This window comes from Pseudomonas sp. GW821-FHT01E10 (assembly GCF_059422365.1).
On record NZ_JBWKWT010000032.1, the window covers coordinates 1 to 21,301 of the forward strand.

The following is a 21,301-nucleotide window of genomic DNA, read 5'->3' on the forward strand; positions in this document are numbered from 1 at the left end:
CGGGTCGGCAGTGCCTTCGTCAACCTCGACCTGGGCATGCAACAAGGCATCGGCGCGTTCGACGCCCAGGGTAACGGTGATCCGGGCCCCGGCGAGCCGAACGCGCGTTACCGCAAATACACCGCCACCGCGAGTTATCTGCAGCCGTTCAAGCTGTGGGGCGAGTCCTTCAGTTTCAGCAGCCTGATGACCGGCCAGCGTAGTGAAGACGTGCTGTTCAGCCCGCAGCGCACCAGCCTCGGAGGGCTGTCTTCGATCCGTGGTTACAAGGACCAGTCCTTGTCCGGCGACAGCGGCGGCTACTGGCGCAACGACCTGCGCTGGAGCCGCCCGGTCACCCTGGAATGGCTGCGCCCGGTGTTCGCCGAATACGGCACCAGCCTCGGCTACGACCAAGGCGTGATCACCCATGACCGCTACAACGGCGATCAGCACGGGCGCCTGTCCAGCGATTCCGTGGAGTTGTTCGCCCGAGGTCAGCACCTGGCCGCCAGCGTGACCTTTGCCCATTCCCTGGAACGTCCGGACACCCTGACCGAGCGCGAAGCGCCGATCTATTTCCGCCTGGATATCTTCCTCTAATTTCGCTGCATCGGGACCTTTCACATGGACGTTCGCCACTACGCTTTTCTCGCTCGCCAACCTTCTGCCGCCGTGAAAACCCGCGAGCACTTCCTGGGCATGCCCAAGCGCGGACTGGCGTTCCTGTTGGCCAACGTGATGTTCTGGCAACCGATGTGGGCGCAGGCCGATGGCATCGTCGTGGCTACACCGGGCACCAGCCTCGGTCAGGCGGGCAATGGCGTGCCGATCATCCAGATCGCCACCCCCAACGGCACCGGCCTGTCGCATAACCAGTTTCAGGATTACAACGTCGGCACCCAAGGCGTCATCCTCAACAACGTCGCCGCGCAGACCGGCGCGACGCAACTGGGCGGGATCATCGTCGGCAACCCCAACCTGACCAACCGGGCCGCGGCGCAAACCATCCTCAACGAAGTCGTCGGTGGCAGCCCGAGCCAGTTGCGCGGTTACACCGAAGTGGCGGGGCAATCGGCGCGGGTCATCGTCGCCAACCCCTACGGCATCAGCTGCAACGGTTGCGGTTTCATCAACACGCCACGCGTGACGTTGACCACCGGCAAACCGGTGCTCGACAACGGTCGACTGGATCGCTTTCAGGTCGATCAGGGCAGCGTCACGATTGATGGCGCCGGGCTCAATGCCAACAACGTCGACAGCTTCGAAATCATCACCCGCAGCGCGAAGATCAACGCCGAGATTCAGGCGAAAAACCTGACCATCGTCGCCGGTCGCAACGACGTCAATGCCGACAACCTCAACGCCACCGCCCGCGCCGATGACGGCAGCGCCAAGCCGCAACTGGCCATCGACTCATCGGCCTTGGGCGGCATGTACGCCGAGGCGATCAAACTGGTCGGCACCGAAGCCGGGGTCGGGGTGAAACTCGACGGCAACCTGGCCGCCAGCGGTGGTGATATCCAGCTCGACGCCAATGGCCATCTCAGCCTGGCGCAGACTTCTGCTGCCGGTGCGGTGAATGTCAAAGCCGCCAGCCTTGATGCCCAAGGCCCGGTTTATGCCGGCACCTCCGTCAACGTACAAACCCAAGGCAACCTGACAAACCAGCAAACCCTTGCGGCGCGAGACAGCATCGTTCTGAGTGCCGGTGGTGTGCTGACCAACAACAGCATCATCGAAGCCGGGGTCAATGCTGACACCAGCCGTAACGCCACGGGCGATGTGAGCCTGAGCGCGCAGAATCTCAACAACAGCGGCAAAAGCGTGGTTGCCAGTCGCAATCTCACCGCGAATACCGCGCAGACCCTGACTAACCAGGGCGGTACGCTGAGCGCCGGGCAAACCGCCAACATCACCGCCGGGACCCTGGATAACCAGAACAAAGGTCGGGTGTTGAGTAACGGCAGTCTCAATCTCGCGGCCAATCAGGTCCTCAATGGCAATGGTCTGATTACCAGTACCGGTAATCTCAACGCCACCCTTGGTTATCTGAACAATCGCGCTGGCGAACTCTCGAGCCTGGCCGCCGCGACGTTGCGCATGGCGACTCTGGATAACGTGGCAGGGCTGGTGAACGCCGGTCAGGCCTTGAGCATCACCGCCACGGCGACGGTGAATAATCAGGGCGGCAAACTCACCAGCCTCGACGCCCTGAGCCTCAATGCCGGCAAGGTCGATAACAGCAGCGGGGGCCGGATTGCCAGCAACAAAGCGCTGACCGCCAGTGTCGTCAGTCTCGATCAGCATGATGGTGGGCAGCTCACCAGCGCTACGTCGTTGGCGCTGGATCTGAATCACGGCGAGCTGAACAACCAGAACGGTTTGATTAACGCCCCGTTGCTGGTGCTAAAAAACCTCGCGCAAGTGGACAACCGCAACGGCGAAATTTCCAGTGCCCAAGCGTTCACGCTGGCGGCCGACAGCCTCGACAACAGCAACGGCAAACTGCTCGGCAACCAGGCCGTGACCCTGCGCGTGCAGCAGTCCCTGACCAACGTCAAAGGCGTGATCGCGGCGCAAAGCGTCGATGTACAGGCCGGAAGCCTGAACAACAACGAGGGCACCCTTACCAGCCGCACCAACCTCGATCTTCGGGTTACCGGCCAGCTCGATAACCAGGACAAGGGGCTGATCAACGCCACCCAAAACCTGAACATCAACGCGGCGAGTTTGAACAATCAGAACGGCGGCTCGTTGCTCGGCAGTGCCATTACCATCGACTTCAGCGGCGTCATGGGCGACCTGAACAACGCCAACGGCCTGATCACCACCACCGGTCAACTGAGCATCCGCAACCTGCGGGACTTGAACAACCGCAGCGGTGAACTCTCCAGCAGCCAAAGCTACACGCTGACGGGCCGCAACCTGGACAACAGCGACGGCAAACTCATCAGCCGTCAGCAACTGGACCTCACCGCCGATACCACCACTAACCTCCATGGACTGATTTCCGGTTGGCAAAACCTGAGCCTTCTAGGCGGCAGCCTCGACAACCGTAATGAGGGCACCTTGTCGAGCCGCGACGGTGACGTGCTGGTGGACCTCACCGGCGCTGTGCGTAACAGCAACGCAGGCGCTCTGGTCAGTCACGGCACGTTGAAGGTCACGGCGGCCAGCCTCGACAACAGCGACAACGGCATTCTTTCCAGTGCCGGTGCGCAAACTTTCGTCATTGCCGGAACACTGAATAACGCCCAGGGTGGTTTGATCGACAGCGGCGCCGCTCTGGATATCCAGGCCCAAACCCTCAGCAACGCCAATGCAACCATCAATGCCCAGCAGGACATCAGCTTCACCGGTACCGATCTGAACAACAGCGCCGGTACCTTCGCGGGCAAGGGCGCGATCACCCTCGATCTGCTCGGCACCCTGACCAATACCAGCGGCAAACTGGCGAGCAACGGCCCGCTGGTGATTCAGCGCGCGCAGCAGGTCGACAACCAGGGCGGCCAGCTTGCAAGCCAGGCTTTGCTGAGCCTGTTGACCGGTGGCCTCGATAACCGCAATGGCGGCACTGTCGCGGCCAGTGAATTGTTGACGATCACGGCCAGTGGCGTCGTACAGAACAGCGCCAACGGTCAGATCTTCAGCAGCAACGCCGGCCTGACACTCAACGCCGCCAGCATCGACAACGCCAAGGGCACCCTGCAAAGCCAGGGCGACCTGACGGTGAAAACCGGCGGCGCCATCGATAACCAGAGCGGGCGCATCGTTGCCAAGGGCGGCAACCTCGACATCACCGCCGCCAGCCTCGACAGCCGTGGCGGTGTGCTCTCCAGCCTGCAAGGCGCCTTCAGCAGCCATATCTCTGGCGTACTGCGCAACGGCTATGACCTGAACAATAACCGTCAGGGCGGGGTCATTCAGGCCCAGAGCCTGAACCTCAAGGCACTGGCTGGCCTCGACAACTATGGCGGGCGTATCACCGCGCAAACCGGTGACGCCATCGTCGACACCGGCACCAACGGCAACTTCGACAACCGCAATGGCGGCCTCTACGCCAAGGGTCGGGTCAGCGTCACCGGCAATAACTTCGACAACAGCGGCGACAACGACGGGCAGATCGGCGGGCAACAGATCGACCTGAGCCTGCGCGGTGCATTGAACAACCGCCTGGGCATCATCGAAAGTGAAAGCACGCTGACCATCACCGCCGCCAGCCTCGACAACCAGACCGGTCAACTTCGCGCACTGGGCGACAATGGTAAAACCGCGTTCGCCATCGGGGGCCTGTTCGACAACCGCAATGGCACCGTGGAATCCGCCAACACCAACCTGACCCTCACTGCCGGTAGTTTGCTGAACGTCAGCGGCAACGTGCTGCACGTCGGTACCGGTATTTTCGATATCGCGACGGGTCAAATCGGCAGCGCCGGCGGCACCTTCGTCACCCGTGGCAGCCTGACGCTCAACGCCGACGGCTGGACCAACAGCAGTGTGATCCAGGCCGATCGCCTGACCGTCAACGTCAACAGCCTCAATCAGACATCCGGCGGCCAATTGTTGGCGGTCAGCCAATTGACCGGCAACGGCGGCAATTGGAATAACGATGGCTTGATCGCCAGCGATGGCAAACTCAATCTGACCCTCTGGGGCAACTACAGCGGCAATGGTCGCACCAGCAGCCTCGGTGATCTGACACTCAAAGCCAATCAACTGACCCTCAACGCGGCGACCAGCATCGCCGGTGGTGGCAACACCACGGTTAACATCAATGGCGAGTTGAACAACCAGGGCCGTTTGACCTCCAGCGGCGACCTGATCATCAGCGCCGCCAACCTTAACAACTACGGCACGATCGGTTCCGGTAAAGACCTGACCCTCACCACCGGCGCACTGCTCAACAGCCGCGGCCTGATTTCCAGTGGCGGCGATATGCGGCTGCTGCTGTCCAGCTTCACCAACGCCTATGGCCAGGTCTATGGCCTGAGCAACGTGCACATTGGCCGGGACCGCGACAGCGGCAAGGCCGACTTGCTGGACAACCGTTCCGGCGATATCTACAGCGCGCAGGACCTGACCATCAATGCCCTGACGGTAAACAACGTACGGGACATTCTGGAATACACCGCGCATGAGAAAAGTTCGGTGGTGATCACTGAGCTGGACTGCAACCTGATCCCGATTGCGGGGTGCGACTTCCGCAGCGGTTCGCGTCGTAACGGCCATTGGGAGATTGCCGAGACCGACCGCCTGAAGGTCTCTGACAGCAGCGAGGCCGCGAGTCTGACCAGCGGCGGCGACATGACGATCAACGCTCAGGTGTTGAACAACACCAGCAGCACCATTGCGTCCACAGGCAACATCACTGTCACTGCCGACACGATCAATAACACCGGCCTGCAAGAGCAGGACATCATCACCAAGCGCACATTCTGGAACTACGTCGACCAAATCTTCGCCACGGTGCCCGCGGCGGCGGCTTTCAACGATAAAAACAGTCCGACACCCTCGGCCACTGTCGAGTCGGATCTGAGCTATTTCATCAGCCTGCTGGGCGGCGGCATGCTGACCGAAAGCACCACCACGGTAGCGGGCTCCGGCAGTTCCTATGATGCGGTGATCCAGGCCGGCGGCAACATTTCACTCAACGCGACGCAAACCATCGACAACAGTGTGGTGTGTCCTTATTACAGCTACGTCGCTGGTGGAAAGACCAACACTGACACGGGGGCCGGCAACGGCTACTCCACGCCGGTAACTATCAACGCGCAACTGTCGCCGGATCTGGCCCAGCAACAAGTCAACCCGCTCACGCTTCCCGGCTTCAACCTGCCCACCAGCCAGAACGGTCTGTTCCGTCTGAGCCAGGAAGGCAGCAGCGCCCCGACCTCGACCGGCCCGCAGAGCTGGACGCTTAGCGGCGGTAAAGTCACCGCCGGTGCATCGTCTACGCCGGTCACCCTCAACCGCGTCCAGGGTCTGCCAAGCAACGCCGGCAAATCCCAACCGCACAAATACCTGATCGAAACCAACCCGGTACTCACCGACCTCAAGCAATTCATGAGTTCGGACTACCTGCTCCAAGGCTTGGGCTACAACCCCGACCAGAGCGCCAAGCGCCTGGGCGACGGCCTCTACGAGCAGAAACTGATCCAGCAAGCCGTGGTCGCCCGCACCGGCCAGCGCTTCATCGACGGCCAGACCTCGGACGAGGCGGTTTTCAAGTACCTGATGAACAACGCCATCGCCAGCAAGAGCCAACTCAACCTGAGCCTCGGCGTAACCCTCACGTCACAGCAAGTCGCGGCCCTGACCCACGACATCGTCTGGCTCGAAGAACACGAAGTGAACGGCGAAAAAGTCCTGGTGCCGGTGCTGTACCTGGCCAACGCCAACAACCGCCTCGCCGCCAACGGCGCGTTGATCCAGGGCAGCGACGTGACCCTGATCGCCGGCAAGAACCTGAACAACGCCGGCACTCTGCGCGCTAGCCAGAACCTGGAGGCGACGGCCAAGAATGATCTGGTGAGCAGCGGGTTGGTGGAGGCCGGGGAACGGTTGAACTTGCTCGCCACCAATAACCTGACCAACAAGGCGGGGGGCATCATTGCCGGGCGAGACGTGACGCTCAAGGCCACGAACGGCGACGTCGTCAACGAACGCACGGTGACCTCCCACGACAGCAGCGTCGGCGACTACAGCCACGCGCGCGACTTCGTGGACAGCGCCGCCCGCATCGAGGCCGCGAACAAACTGGTGATCAACGCCGGGCGCGACGTCCTCAACACCGGCGGTGTGTTGAAAAGCGGTGGCGACATGACCATCGATGCCAAGCGCGATGTCAGCATCACCGCCGTAGAAGAGCGCCACTCCGACAGCCGTACCGACTTCCTCGACTCAACCCTCACCCAGCACGGCGCCAGCGTCAGCGCGGGCGGTGGCCTGACGGTCAATTCCGGCGGCGACGTGACCGTGGTGGCGAGCAAGCTCGACGCCGAAGGCGACGTGACGATGGACGCCAAGGGCGACCTGCTGTTCGCCACCGCCGCCGACGAACAACACAGCTACTTCAAGGACAAAAAGGAAACCCGCCAGGAAGACCACGTCAGCCAGATCGGCACCACGCTGGAGGCCGGCGGCAAACTCACCCTCAAGTCCGGTAAGGACATGACGCTGGTTGCCAGCGATATCAGCGCCGGCAAAGAAGCCTACCTGCACGCCGACGGCGACCTGCAACTGCTGGCTGCACAGGACCGCGACTACACACTGTACGACATGAAAAAAAGCGGCAGCTGGGGCAGTAAAAAGACCCAGCACGATGAAGTGACGCAGATCACCCACATCGGTACGCAGATCAAGTCCGGTGGTGACCTGACGCTGTCCAGTGGTGGAGATCAGCGCTATCAGGTGGCGAAGCTGGAGAGTGGCAAGGACATCACGCTGGACAGTGGTGGCAGCATCACTTTCGAAGCGGTGAAGGACTCTCACCAGGAGAGCCACAACAAGAGCAGCAACAGCTGGGCGTGGACCAGCATGGAGAACAAAGGCCAGGTTGATGAAACGCTGCGGCAAAGCCAGCTGGTCGCTAAAGGCCAGACGCTCATCAAAGCGGTTGATGGGTTACACATCGATATCAAAGACATCAACCAACAAAGCGTGAGCCAGGCGATCGATGCCATGGTGCAAGCTGACCCGAGCATGGCCTGGCTCAAGGACGTAGAAGCGCGGGGCGATGTGGATTGGCGTCGGGTTAAAGAGCTGCATGACAGCTGGGATGAAAGCCATTCCGGGCTGGGTGGCCCGGCGATGATCATTATCGTCATCCTCGTCACCTACTTCACGGCTGGTGCAGCCTCCGGTTTCGTGGCTTCTGCCGCAAACGCAGGGGCAGGCAGCGCATTTGCAGCCGGTGCTGCAGCGACCGCAACGTCGCAAGCGGTCGCCGCTGGTTGGGCGAACGCCGCTCTCACCGCGATGATGACCTCCGCAGCCAGTACGGCTGCGGTCAGTACCATCAACAATAAAGGCAATCTTGGCGCCGCCATTAAAGAAACTTTCAGCGCCGAAAGCATGAAAAACTACATCGTTTCCGGCGCCGTGGCGGGTCTTGCCACCGGTCTGTTCAACGATTGGGCCAGCACCACCACAGAATCAGGTACCGCGTTGACTGATTCCACCAACGGGGCTTTGGCTAATACGGGCAAGGTCGTAGTTTCCAATCCAGGTGGACTGAGTAGTCTGGGAGGTATCGCCCAATTCACCGCGAACCAGGCGCTGCAAAACAGCACCTCTGCGCTGCTCAATAAAGCACTGGGTCGCGACGGCAGCCTTGGTGATGCCTTGCAAAGCAGTCTGGTGAATGCGTTTGCTGCCTATGGCTTCAACCTCGTGGGTGATATCAGCGTAGAGAACAACCTGCCAAACGGAGGACTCGCCAAAATCGGCTTGCACGCGGTGATGGGTGGCTTGGCCTCGCTCGTTGCGGGCGGAGACTTTAAAACGGGTGCCTTGGCGGCCGGCGTCAACGAAGCCCTGGTCGACGATTTGGCCTCGGTCTATGCCGGGATGCCGAAAGCGGATAGGGATCGACTGTTGGCCATGAACTCGCAGCTGATCGGCGTGCTGGCGACAGCTGTTCAAGACCCTGATGCCGATACCGACAAGCTGCAAACGGGAGCATGGGTCGCGCAGAACGGGACGTTATACAACCGACAGTTGCATCCCGATGAAATTGAGTTCGCTAGCGACGATGAGCGTGTTAAGCGTTTTGCCGGTGAGAACGGACTGACCATTGAGGAGGCCCAGCAAGAACTCTTACGCACAGCCGCGGCAATGGTTGATCGCGGTTGGAACAGTGTCCTCAGTGAGGAGGATGGCAATACCGCTAAAGCGGCAAGCTTCCTCAGAACAGAGTTGGCTCAAGCCAAAAATGATCACCTGTTACAAGTTTCGTTGGCTGATTACAACAATGAGCGTGTGGGGTTGGTGGAGTTGTTCAAGGACAGAACCTCCTTGGAGAAGGTCCTGAAAAACGTCGCCTTGGTCGATCCTCTGGAGTACCGAACAGACGCTAAATACATGCAAGAAGTCTTGAATGCCAAAGGAGAGGGCAGCCAAGAAGGCTTTGTCTTGGCGCTGGAGGGAGCGGCTAGCGGTGCATCGAAAACAGCGCTGTGGGCAATGGGCGCAGCCAATTGCCCGAGCTGCGCTGCTGAGGATATCGAAAACGCTTGGAATTCGATCCTGAGCTTGCCCGAAGAGTTGCGTTTAAAAGGGTATTTGGACAATCTACACATCATGCAGGGCGGTGGTGCGGATGTTGTTAGAGGCAATGAATCTGCAGCCACAGCGGTTGGCGTTGGCCTCGGGCTCGCGATTGATGGTGGTTTGACTGGCGTAAAGTCCCCCGTCGATATCGGCACAAAAAGTATTCCCTCTATTCCTGACTCAGGAGCAGGCAGCGCAGCTAATGCTGCTAGACTCAAAATGCAATTGGTTGCCGAGCAGGCTGCCGGAGCAAGGGCACCTACACAGATCACTAGCTATTCAAATCACGCATTGGAGCAATTTGCAGGAAGGGATGGCGGCATTGGTGTTAGCCCTTCTGCACTCAGTAGCGCTTGGTCTAGCCCTCTAAAAATTGAATATGTCCCTTCAAAGTACGGTCCAACATTCAGGTATACGGGGGCGGATGCAGTCATAGTGGTCAATGCTGAAGGTAAAGTGGTCACCGGTTGGGGGAAATCATCTTCGGGGACTGGAAAATGAACTGTGTCTTAACGAGCGCCCAATGGCAGCTTTTAGTTGCATTGTGTTTTTTGGCGGGAGAATTCCAGCTGACACTAGCTGAGAAATTACTTCATGGTTCATTATCATCGAGTGAGATAGACGAGCTATGCGAGTTGATTTCAAATGAGTTTATGATGAACGGCATAGAGGAAAGCTTTGAGCCGAATAGTTATGGCCTTGAGCTAGAACTGCTTCTGGATGCTGTCAACAGAGGACGCGGTCAAGCGCGTTAGTGTTTTGTAATTTTTCGGCTCTTTAAGAAAGCGGGGACAGACCACATTTATCGAGGGGCTGGATAATGCTCCTTCAATTTAATCGTGGTCTGTCCCCGTTTTCCCAGAGTTCAAAATTCTTGAAACTGTCGCTCAGCGGCTAGGAGACAATCCGAGTGCTGTTGGGCAAATAAATCTAATATCGGAGAAGTCGGTTTGCCCTAGCTGTACTGATGTGATTAGACAGTTTCGCGATCGATACCCGAAAATTCAGTTGAACGTGTTTACAGTGGAGAATTAAACGTGAAGGCTGATCTTGATTTTTATGATGCGGTTTGTTTGGTAAAAAGACTTTATAGTGATGCTATTGAAGGGCGAAAGTTTCGGCCTGAACAGGCGTTTGCATATGTCCAAGATGAGACGGAAAGTTTGCTTCAGGATGGTTCGCCAGGAATAAATGCGGTTCTTCAAACTGCTATATATATGGAAGGAGCCCGTCGTGGGTTGGTGTTGTCAAAGGATAGCCTGTACGCTCAGGAGATGTTGGAGCTTTTAGCTGATATATATGGGAAGTGTGCTGTGCAAGAATTAATAAAAGCTGGGGTGGGTGGAGAGGATTTGGAGCGTATGAAATTAGAGATGGATTTTGTGAAAGAAAATTTTTTAAAGTGATCGAGAGAATGGGGGCAGACTACATTTTTCTGTGTCGCACTTTAGCGATCTGAAATAGTGTGAAATAGATAGGGAGATTGTTTTTCATAGAATTGACTAAGCTATTGGCATCATTAATTGTGAACGGATTCACCATATGCCACGCAGAGCACGTCTCTTGATACCAGGTGTCCCCTTGCATCTGATTCAACGAGGAAATAATAGATCAGTTTGCTTTTTTTCAGAGGATGATTACCTTTTTTATTTAGAGCTGCTTGCTGAACAGGCCAACAAAAATTCGTGTGAAATTCACGCATGGTGTCTTATGACTAATCATGTCCATTTGTTGATTAGCCCTCATGAGCACAGCAGTACCAGTTTGCTTTGAAAGGAATAGGGCAACGATATGTGCAATACATAAATCGTACATATGGACGTAGTGGGACTTTATGGGAAGGACGCTTCCGTTCGTGCCTTGTTCAAAGTGATAGTTATGTATTGGCCTGTTATCGCTACATTGAGATGAATCCTGTCAGAGCCAAAATGGTGACGCATCCTGCGGAATATCGTTGGTCGAGTTATCGTGCTAACGCACAATCAGAGTTTTCGCATCTCATTACCCCGCATGCTCAGTACCTATCGCTTGGGGGCACAGATGTATCGACTGCTGAAGTCTATCGCGAGCTTTTTAGAAGCGAGTTGGAGATAGGATTGGTTGACCAGATTCGGGCTGCCACCAATGGCAACTATGTACTTGGTGGTTCGCGATTTGCAGCCGAAATTGAAGCTATGATTGGGCGACGAGCTCGGCGGGGATGCCCGGGCAGACCGAAAAAGCACTAGATTTTTTAGATGGAAAACGTGGTCTGTCCCCGTTTATAGTTTTGAGTACAACGCAGGCAAGGTGATTGGAACAAACGTCTCAGGCGCTCCAACATCGACAATCAAAATAAATGTTCGGGATGGTGTGATTCAGACTGCATTCCCGTACTAGTTAGGAATGGTTATGAGTAGTGGCGGCACACTAATGGAACAATTTGTCGTCCAAGAGTTGGACGACAGCGTTCGCTCTATTTTGAAAGATGCCTTTGATGAGCGGATGCGCTCAGAGAACGTTCTGTTGAGAGAGTTCGAGTTTAATTGCTTTGACGTTTCTCTAGATTTTGAAAAAGGCATTGTCACATTGCAAGATGTTCTTTCTGCTGGAGAGAGTAGCTCTCTTGATATACCGATGCGTGACTTTATCTCCGCTTGCGGTTTGAACGTCTCTTTTTAGCTGTAGACGCCTGGATGTGATCTGACACCGGCCTAGCGCCGGTGTTTTTTTACCCGAAAAACGGAGGCAGACCCTGAGGGATCCCCACAAACTTCATTGCGAGAACGGGGACGGACCACATTTATCGAGGGCTGGATAATGCTCCTTCAATTTAATCGTGGTCTGTCCCCGATTTCCTGGTGGTCTGTCCCCGTTTTCCCCACTGGAAGAGTCAGTGATTTCGATGTGGCGTTGGCAAGTCCAGAGCTGTTGCAGCGTGCTCAAGCTTTAGGTATAGGGGTTAGAAGCGGAGGAACGCGCACTGGTCCACTGAGTGCAAGAGATCTAAAAGCTCTTGGATTGCAAGATCTCGCTAGCAAGTTGAGTTCACAAGCAGGTCGTGAAGTTAACTTTATGATTTATGACTCTTCGGCTGCAGCTACGAGCCGAGCACCGAGCGTAGTACTACCAAAATGAAAACTTATGATTTGTATGGAATGAAATATTTGAGTCTGGCTTTGGCAAGGGCGCAGATAAAAGATCTTGCTGGAATCCTGCTTGAGGAAAGAGATAGCACTTATCACGGCGGTGTTTATTATTTTCAGGGTGACAGTGGTTCTGAGCATTTTGTTCTGAAAAATAACATTGATCCTTTCGATGGTGAAGCTGTAGAACAAGCGTTTGCCGAATACCCAATTCTGTTCTATGTAAATGCGACAAATCGCTCTCTTGAATTAATGGGTATGTTAAAAGTAGAAGGCGGATTTAGCTTGCTGAGGCACGAGGATTTTTGATGCGTTTATGGTAGATGGATAAACGGGGCAGAACACGTTTTTTGGCAGGCTCGATTTAAATGTGATCTGTCCCAGTGAAACGTAAAGGGGACGCGAAAGCGGGGACAGACCACATTTATCGAGGGGCTGGATAATGCTCCTTCAATTTAATCGTGGTCTGTCCCCGTTTTCCTCAGCAGTACCAGTTTGCTTATGAAAGGAATAGGGCAACGATATGTGCGATACATAAATCGTACATATGGACGTAGTGGGACTTTATGGGAAGGACGCTTCCGTTCGTGCCTTGTTCAAAGTGATAGTTATGTATTGGCCTGTTATCGCTACATTGAGATGAATCCTGTCAGAGCCAAAATGGTGACGCATCCTGCGGAATATCGTTGGTCGAGTTATCGTGCTAACGCACAATCAGAGTTTTCGCATCTCATTACCCCGCATGCTCAGTACCTATCGCTTGGGGACACAGATGTATCGACTGCTGAAGTCTATCGCGAGCTTTTTAGAAGCGAGTTGGAGATAGGATTGGTTGACCAGATTCGGGCTGCCACCAATGGCAACTATGTACTTGGTGGTTCGCGATTTGCAGCCGAAATTGAAGCTATAATTGGGCGACGAGCTCGGCGGGGATGCCCGGGCAGACCGAAAAAGCACTAGATTTTTTAGATGGAAAACGTGGTCTGTCCCCGTTTATACCCGTTTATATACCCGTTTATACTCTTGGGATTGATTTAATGAAAGATTTCGGACTGATGGGTATTAAGCTGGAGCCGACCCTGCTCTGGGGGGGGGCACGCCTCTATTTAGCTTGGATGATGCGATTAAACTGTTGGGGTTTTGCGAGCAAAATGACGCCGCAGTGCTCGGAATTGAAGGCTTTAAAATAGCAGGAGGCAAAAGAGTTCCTGATATGGACTGTATTGCTGACTTTTCCACTCTGGTTGCTGTAGCCGGGAGAGAATTTCCGACAGCATCCAGAGAAGCAGCTAAATTGTTTATTGAATCGATCGCAGATAGCGATGTGTTTTTGGAGTTTGTTCTAGTCAAAGCTTAATAAAGCAAGAGAGGGCGGATCTAATTGTTTGTTATGTCCCATCTTCAATAAATATTGCGACAAGAAAGTGGGCGGATTTATTTATTTGGTTGTGGTGCGCGCCCCAAAAAATAGATCTGTCCCGGGGAATAAACGGGGACAAATAAACGGGGACAGACCACGTTTTTTGGGAGCAGGGCAGTGCTCTTTCGATTAAACGTGGTCTGTCCCTGATTTCCCTGAAGCCTATATCGGCCTTGTTTATCGGCCCGCCGCTGAGGGTAACGGACAGGCAATATGTGCGTTTAGTGTGTATGAGGTGGTCCCGTCCGGGAAATCTAGTCGTCCATTGTCGAACGTACTCAATTTTGAGCCTCCCGCTGATTCTAACTGTGGCCGGCACTGACCAGATTGTCAGGCTAACGAGAAAAGGGGACGGTGTCCCATCCTGAACAAGGTTCACACCTTCCGATCTGTTTTTCAGGAGGGCGTAATGGAATCAGGACCAGACACACTTGTGTGGCCGCAGTATGGCTTTGCCAGCCTGGACGTTGCATGAGCCTGTGTGAGGGTTTTTCGATGATTTCGGTGCCGTAATATTCCGGATTGCCACGATTGACAGCCCTCACAACTTGTAGGAATTTAGCCGCCCGCAGGTAAGGGATATCTGCTGATGGCCAAAAGATGGCCGTTGTTCACCACACAAGGGATTGTCTATGCAAGGTTCAAACACCGTTGCTCAACAGGTGTGCGGTCAGCTGGTGCACGAGCATCAGAACACCCCACACATGAACATTGCCGAGCAAATCCTTGAATGCCTGTTTCTCCGTCGTAGCCTCGCCCCGGGGCAGGATCACGAACTGTCGTCGCAGGTGCTGGAACCCCATCTGACCAAGGTCATGCAGGCGGTCGAGAGCGGTCGCAAGATTGAAATGGTCTTGCCAGCCTTTCCCGGCAAGTCGCCCAGCCGCAAGAAAACCCTCAGCCATCTGCCTGATCTTGCGGAACATCATGCCATCGACGAGTTACATCGCCTGTGCAAGGAGATCCAGGAGATCTACGCACCGGGCGCGCTGATTCATATCTGCTCCGATGGCTATGTGTTCTCTGACTTGGTGCATGTTCCCGATGCGGACGTTAAGGCCTACACCGACGCTATCCAGGACTACGCCGAACAGCAGTATCCCGGCACGTTCGCCCATTTCGACCTCCAGGATGCCTACCCTCAGCTGGATTGTCTGGACGCCATGCGTGAAGAGATGATGATCGAGCACGGTCAGTCATTGATCTTGTTGCAGCAGCGCTTCAAGGATGATCCGCACATGATGTTGATGTACTGCGGCATCCATCGCTTTCTTTCCGAGGATTACTCGGGACTGAAAGTATTCGCTGGCATGAGCCTCAACGCGGTGAAGAAGGTCGCCAAACCGGCCTCGCAGCGGGTGATCCAGCGCAGTGAAGCCTGGGGTGCGCTGTTGCAGGCGCGTTACCCGCATTGCCTGCGCCTGTCGATTCACCCGCAGCTGGCGGTCTCGACGAAGATCGGTATCCGGTTGGTGCCAACCAGTGACCTGTGGCGTACGCCCTGGCATTCGGTGGCCATCAAGCGACGGGGTGTGGTCACGCTCGAAAAACGCAGCAATGTCGATGAGCGCTATCACCGCCTGGTGTTCCGCAAGGGGCGTCCTTGTCACTACGCCAGTGCTCAATGATGACGTCTCGGTTGCGGGTCGAAGCCGTACTCTTCGATTTGGACGGGACTCTGGTCGACACCTTGCCCGACATCACCTGGTGCTTGAACCAAGTGCTGCTCGAACATGGTTGCCCGGCGCTGACCTCGGAAATAGTGTGCGGGTATATCGGCGGCGGCACCACGGCGATGATCGAGCGAGTTGCCACGCAGTTTGGTGTCGCTGATGCGCTCGCCATGCACCAGCGCTATGTAGCGCTCTACCAAAACAACCTGGTTCAATTTTCCCGGCCATTCAGCGGCGTATTGGAATTGCTCGAAGGCTGTCGCCGGTTGGAAGTGCCGCTAGCTATCGTCACCAACAAGGCTGACAAAATGGCCCGGCAAGTCGCCGATGCACTGCTTCCACAGAATACCTTCGGGACGATTCTGGGGCATCGCGCAGGCAGGGCGCTCAAGCCTCAGCCGGATGTGGCATGGGAAGCCGCCCGGCGGTTGTCGGTTGATCCGCACCACTGCTTGTTCGTCGGTGACACGGAGATCGATCTGCAAACCGCGCGTGCCGCAGGCATGCACTCGGCGGCGGTCACTTGGGGCTATGGCCTGACACCTGACTTGCAGGCCCAGGCCCCGAACTTGTGCTGTGAACACCCGGCCGAATTGCTGCGCAGTTTGCAGCAAGCCTGCGGGGCTGCGCATGCGTTCACCGAGCATGGCGACACCGTCAAATCCTATTGATACACACACACCCTCAAGGAAATTGTTCTATGGAACATAGAGACGCCTGGATCGCTGCCGTCAGCGATTTGCTGGCCGGTTATCTGCTCAAAGGCACGGATGATTGTTTCGACACACAAGGCCGGGCACATCTGGCGCTTCGATTGGGGCACTGCTTCGATCAGGGCCTGCCAGTGCGTCTGGTTTTGCCAGGCTTTCCCTGCAAGTCGCCAAACGCCAGCGACCAGACCTTCGGCGTGCTGCCGGACTACGGCGAGGTCATGGCCATCGAGCGCCTCGACCAACTCGGGCAAGCCATCGCCGCGTTGCACGCACCGGGCTGCGTGGTGTCGATCCTCAGCGACGGCACGACCTTCAATGACATCGTCGGCGTGGCCGACGACGTTCGCGCCGCCTACAACCGGGCGTTGCGTGAACTGTGCACCACCCACACGATTGAGTGGGTCAGTATGGAAGACCTGTTTCCCCAGGCCCAAAGTGCCGAGTCGGTTCGCGCCAGCCTGATCAAGCAGGCCCGTCTACCGTGGAAAAACCTTGGTGACCTGATCGAGCAGAGCCGCGACGATGAGTCCCTCAGCCGGGCGCATGACAACCTCTGCAGTCACCTCTACAACGACCTGCGTCTGTGCCGCGAAGAAGGGCAGAGCGAGGACGAGTACCTGCAACAAATCAACTTCAAAGCCTACCAAATGATGTATCGCGGGCACGCATTGAACGCGGCGGTGGACCGTTTCTTTGGCGATGACATTCGCTTGTCGGTCCATCAATACAACAATGCCGGCCCCAAATTCACCTTCGGCCTGGCCGAAGGGCTGACCCGCGCGGACAGCCCTTGGCATGCCGTGCCGGTGTGCAACCTGGATGGCGGCCAAACCCTTCGCGCCCGCGCCCAGGTCGACCTCGACCACCATGTGCTGGTCACCTATGAGGGGCGGCCATGGCTCTACCATCAAACAGAAAACCCGCAGGCCCAAGGCTTCGAGTACGAACTGCAAAAACTTCCGCTGTTTGGCCTGGTGGTGCGAGACCCGTTGGGGCTGGGGTTCGAACGACTGTCCACCGGCCTGCTGGAAGCCCTGGTGGAAACCTTCGGTTTCGTCTGCCTCAAAGGTTGCCGTTTCGACGACCAGGATAGCTTTGCTCGCAGCTGCGAACGCTTCGGCACGCTCTACGAATGGGCCTTCGGTGCCGTCCACGTGGTCAAGCCTGCGGACAAACCCCAAGGCGTGGTGCACTCGCTGGAGAAAACACCGTTGCACTGGGACCTGAACATGCTGCCCGACAGCGACGCACAAGTTCAACGCAACCCGAAATTCTGCGCCAGCAAATTCATGCTGTACTGCAAGACCGCGCCGCAGCCGGGCGAGGGCCAGACCACCATCGTCGACAGCCGTAACGTACTGCGCAAAGTCGGGCAGCAAGTCGCCCGACAATGGCAGGGCGTGAACATCACCTACTACACCAAAATGACCTACTTCGGCGGCTCGCCGCGCATGTACAGCCTGGTGGACCACCACCCCCGCAGCGGCGAGCTCATCCTGCGCTACCAAGAGGGCACCGACTCGACATTGCAGACCTTGAGCCAGTCGGTGCAGGACCATGACGAGCAGGCTCAACAGGCGTTGCTGGAACAGGTCAATGCGCTGGTTTATGACCCGGAGTGTTTGATTGCTCATCAATGGAGTGAGGGGGATCTGGTGCTGATTGATAACTATCGGACGTTGCATGGGCGGCTGCCGATGTCGGCGGGTTCTTCATCGCGAGAGTTGTGGCGGGTGCAGGTTTACTGATTGTTATTGTCAGAGTCGGAGCAGGAAGCAGAAAAACCGCAGTAATGCGGTTTTTCTACGACTGAAATTAAGTCACTGACCCTTGGGCGTATCAAACCCACGCTGCTCAATCACCCGAAACACATCTCTCACATCCTGAACCATGATCCGGGCGATGTTGGTGACGGTGTTGATGTCGTGTTCGGCGTAGTCGGGGAGGCTGGTGCAGGCCATGAGGTTGAGGTATTTGAGGACGGCGTTGAGGCGTTCGCTGAGGCAGCTGTGGAGTTCGCGTATCGGGGCGTCGGCGTCGATGAGGAGGACGGGGTGGTCGGTGGCGAAGTGGGACATTGGGCTGTAGTGGCGGAGCGGGGTATTTGTGCTCATAAGTAAATCTTCCTCGTATCTTTAAGAAGAGCTACTGCCGTCCGCTGCGAAACGAATGGGTGGTAGCTATGTGCGGGTTCGCAGACCGAGGATACGAGGAACCCGGCAGACCCGAAGATCTCCCACACACAGCCACCATAAACGGAGTACGGGCGCGTTTGTGCGACCGTTGCTGGTTTTGGGGTGCAAGGTTACTACACGTATCGTCAGGGCTGCGAAACCCTATCGCTGAATTCGCTCAGCGACAGACTCACTCTAGGCAGTGATTTTGATAGCCGCAATTGGGGTGTAGGACGCTCGGATGGTCATTTCGCAAAGTGGCTTTTCTCCACTCCATGGCGAAAACGCAGTAAAACCGGGCGTTGCGGTGTGTCTTAGGAAACGGGCTAGCAGGGTTTGGGGTTGCTTCGCAGCCCAACGGGAGCAAGCTCCCTCGCCACAAAGGGCAAATTCCTACATATTTTACAGACTTCAAAATCCTGACCGCGACGTCACGGCATTTAACCCAAGGAGAACCCCATGAGTCAGTCACTGGAACGCGCCATTGCCATCGCCGCCGCGGCGCATGAAGGGCAGGTGGACAAGGGCGGGGCGCCTTACATCCTGCATCCGCTGAAAGTCATGCTGCGGGTGAACACGCTGGAAGAGCGCATCGTCGCGGTGCTGCATGACGTGGTCGAGGACTGCGGCATCAGCGTCGACGATCTGCGCAAGGAAGGTTTCAGTGAAGCGGTGCTGACGGCGATTGCGTCGGTGACCAAGGTGCCGGGCGAGTCCTACGAGGCGTTCGTCGAGCGCGCGGCGAAGAACCCGATCGGGCGGGTGGTGAAGCTGGCTGATCTGGAAGAGAACAGCGACTTGTCGCGGATTGCGCAGCCGTCCTGGGAGGATCTGGAGCGCGTTGAGAAGTATCGGCGGGCGATAGGGGTGTTGCGTTCGTAGCGGGTGTTGCCAACGCGTCGCCGGCGCGAGTGCCGACCATTCCGGGATTTACGGAGGGTGTACCCGCCAGGAACAACAAAGCCCCGATTATTCGGGGCTTTGTTGCTTGGGTATGCACAGTTCTCAGATCGTTACCGCACGCCGTCCGGCGTTAATTAGTGATTTTATTGCTGAAACTTCCAGGATGAGCTCGAAAGGCGACTTAATGTCGGACCCGGCAAAGGCAAAGCGGGCGGGTTAAAGCCACCATCAGCACTGCCGATAACTCCGACTACGAATCCGCAAATCGCGCCTACATCAATAATGACTGAGCCTACGACCAAGGTCCTCTGCTGGCCGGCCGCCTCATTTAAGGAAAAGTGACTGTGATCATTGGTATCGACCTGGGCACCACCAACAGCCTTGTGGCTGCCTGGGATGGCGAACATGCCCGGCTACTCCCCAATGCGTTGGGCAACCTCCTTACACCCAGCGTCGTTGGCCTCGACGACCACGGCCAACTGATCGCCGGGGATATTGCCTGCGAACGGCTGCACACCCACCCCCACCTCACCACATCTCTGTTCAAGCGCTATATGGGGAGCGCCCGTGAAACGCAGCTGGGCGGGCGCGCCTATCGAGCGGAAGAACTCTCGGCGATGCTACTGCGTAGTCTCAAGGCCGACGCCGAGCGCGCCTTAGGCGGGCCCGTTCACGAAGCAGTGATCAGCGTGCCCGCGTATTTCAGTGATGCCCAGCGCAAGGCCACGCGTATTGCCGGCGAACTGGCCGGGCTGAAAATTGAAAGGCTGATCAACGAACCCACCGCTGCAGCCTTGGCCTATGGCCTGCAACAGCGAAACGAAGCGACCTTTCTGGTGTTCGACCTTGGGGGTGGCACCTTTGACGTGTCCATCCTCGAGCTGTTCGAAGGCGTCATGGAAGTGCGCGCCAGCGCGGGGGACAATTTCCTTGGGGGTGAAGATTTCGATGACCGGCTCGTGGAGCATTTCATCGCCAAAATCGGTGCCGCTGACCTGCCAGACACGGCCCACCCTGCCATAGCACAGCGGTTGCGGCGTGAGGCACAACGGGTTCGTCATGCCTTGGGGCAGGCGCAAGTCACGAGCTTTATCCTTCGCGAGCAAACGCGTGAATGGAGTCTTGAACTGACCCAGAGCGACCTGGCGGACATCGTCCGGCCTCTGCTGGACCGCCTGCGAGCCCCGATCGAGCGCGCGTTGCGTGACGCCCGGATCAAGGTGGCAGACCTGAACGAAATATTATTGGTGGGCGGCACCACGCGCATGCCGTTGGTGCGAAAGCTGGTCGCGGCCCTGTTCGGGCGAATCCCGGCGATGCAGCTCAACCCGGATGAGGTGGTGGCGCAGGGGGCGGCTATCCAGGCGGCGCTACAGGCGCGCCATGCCTCCCTCGAAGAAGTGGTACTTACCGACGTATGCCCCTATACCTTGGGAATCGAGACCTCGGTGCAGCTAGGCGCCGGTTACCAAAGCGGCCACTACTTGCCAATTATCGAGCGCAATACAGTGGTGCCGGTGAGCCGCTCCCGTAACGTGTCCACCCTCAGTGATAACCAGAAAGTAGTCAGGCTAGGTATCTACCAAGGCGAAAGCCGGTTGGTGGCCAACAATATTTTCCTGGGTGAACTGGAAATCCCCGTACCACCGCGCAAAGCCGGTGAGGTAACGCTGGACATACGCTTCACCTACGACAATAACGGTTTGCTCGAAGCCCAGGTGCATTTGCCAATCAATGACGAAACCCATCGGCTGGTCATCGAGAACAACCCCGGGGTATTGGCTCCTGAAGAAATCGCCCAACGGTTGGCGGCCCTCGAAGCACTGAAAGTGCACCCGCGCGACCAGCAGATCAATACCTTGCTGCTGGCCCGACTGGACCGCTTGTATCAGGAAAGCCTGGGCGATGGCCGGGAACGTATTGCCGGGCTGGCGAACCATTTTCAGCAAATGCTCGACACCCAGGATGAACGCCTGATACGCGAAGCCCGTGGCGACATTACCCAGCGTCTTGCCCATTTCGAGCGGGAGGGTTGAGTCAC

At 56.7% G+C, this 21,301-nt stretch carries 15 protein-coding genes; 14 read left to right on the top strand and 1 reads right to left on the bottom strand.

Annotation, left to right across the window (positions count from 1 at the left end; translation table 11 throughout):
* From AC07V0_RS28785 to AC07V0_RS28840, 12 genes are all read left to right on the top strand, one after another.
* The coding region (locus AC07V0_RS28785) for a ShlB/FhaC/HecB family hemolysin secretion/activation protein (protein WP_495020128.1) at positions 1–582 on the top strand (582 nt) is incomplete at its 5' end.
* Between the two features lie 24 nt (positions 583–606).
* Positions 607–9,753 (top strand): two-partner secretion domain-containing protein, encoded by a 9,147-nt coding sequence (locus AC07V0_RS28790; protein ID WP_495020129.1) that lies wholly within the window; start codon positions 607–609, stop codon positions 9,751–9,753.
* Positions 9,750–10,007 carry a hypothetical protein gene (locus tag AC07V0_RS28795; protein WP_064618474.1) on the top strand — a complete coding sequence of 86 codons (258 nt, stop codon included), beginning with the start codon at positions 9,750–9,752 and terminating at the stop codon, positions 10,005–10,007. The genes AC07V0_RS28790 and AC07V0_RS28795 overlap by 4 nt, the downstream gene beginning before the upstream one ends.
* A 115-nt stretch (positions 10,008–10,122) precedes the next feature.
* On the top strand, positions 10,123–10,287 hold the full coding sequence (locus AC07V0_RS28800) for a deaminase domain-containing protein (protein ID WP_138867983.1): 165 nt from the start codon (positions 10,123–10,125) through the stop codon (positions 10,285–10,287).
* Between the two features lie 2 nt (positions 10,288–10,289).
* Positions 10,290–10,658, top strand: coding sequence for a hypothetical protein (locus AC07V0_RS28805; RefSeq protein ID WP_105345757.1), 369 nt, complete (start codon positions 10,290–10,292; stop codon positions 10,656–10,658).
* A gap of 136 nt (positions 10,659–10,794) precedes the next feature.
* A complete protein-coding gene (locus AC07V0_RS28810) occupies positions 10,795–11,025 on the top strand; it encodes a transposase (RefSeq protein ID WP_495020130.1) in 231 nt (76 codons plus the stop codon).
* A 618-nt stretch (positions 11,026–11,643) separates the two neighbouring features.
* Entirely contained in the window at positions 11,644–11,913 is a 270-nt protein-coding gene (locus tag AC07V0_RS28815; protein WP_096480011.1) for a hypothetical protein, read from the top strand.
* Positions 11,914–12,365: 452 nt separating this feature from the next.
* Complete coding sequence (locus AC07V0_RS28820; protein ID WP_495020131.1) at positions 12,366–12,686, top strand: hypothetical protein; 321 nt, start codon at positions 12,366–12,368, stop codon at positions 12,684–12,686.
* 802 nt (positions 12,687–13,488) lie between these two features.
* Entirely contained in the window at positions 13,489–13,734 is a 246-nt protein-coding gene (locus tag AC07V0_RS28825; RefSeq protein WP_495020132.1) for a hypothetical protein, read from the top strand.
* Between the two features lie 695 nt (positions 13,735–14,429).
* A complete protein-coding gene (locus AC07V0_RS28830; RefSeq protein WP_495020133.1) occupies positions 14,430–15,425 on the top strand; it encodes an L-tyrosine/L-tryptophan isonitrile synthase family protein in 996 nt (331 codons plus the stop codon).
* Positions 15,425–16,141, top strand: coding sequence for an HAD family hydrolase (locus AC07V0_RS28835; RefSeq protein WP_495020149.1), 717 nt, complete (start codon positions 15,425–15,427; stop codon positions 16,139–16,141). Before AC07V0_RS28830 ends, AC07V0_RS28835 begins: the two co-directional genes overlap by 1 nt.
* 29 nt (positions 16,142–16,170) lie before the next feature.
* Complete coding sequence (locus AC07V0_RS28840; RefSeq protein WP_064618462.1) at positions 16,171–17,931, top strand: isocyanide synthase family protein; 1,761 nt, start codon at positions 16,171–16,173, stop codon at positions 17,929–17,931.
* 72 nt (positions 17,932–18,003) lie between these two features.
* Here the strand turns inward: AC07V0_RS28840 and AC07V0_RS28845 are convergent, their stop codons facing one another.
* On the bottom strand, positions 18,004–18,297 hold the full coding sequence (locus tag AC07V0_RS28845) for a fructose-bisphosphate aldolase (protein ID WP_495020134.1): 294 nt from the start codon (positions 18,295–18,297) through the stop codon (positions 18,004–18,006).
* A gap of 519 nt (positions 18,298–18,816) precedes the next feature.
* On the opposite strand from AC07V0_RS28845, the gene AC07V0_RS28850 reads away from it, so the two are divergent.
* Both AC07V0_RS28850 and AC07V0_RS28855 read left to right on the top strand, forming a co-directional pair.
* Complete coding sequence (locus AC07V0_RS28850) at positions 18,817–19,239, top strand: HD domain-containing protein (protein ID WP_495020135.1); 423 nt, start codon at positions 18,817–18,819, stop codon at positions 19,237–19,239.
* A gap of 365 nt (positions 19,240–19,604) precedes the next feature.
* Positions 19,605–21,296, top strand: a complete 1,692-nt coding sequence (locus AC07V0_RS28855) for an Hsp70 family protein (RefSeq protein WP_086946171.1) — start codon at positions 19,605–19,607, stop codon at positions 21,294–21,296.
* The last annotated feature ends 5 nt before the right edge of the window (positions 21,297–21,301 follow it).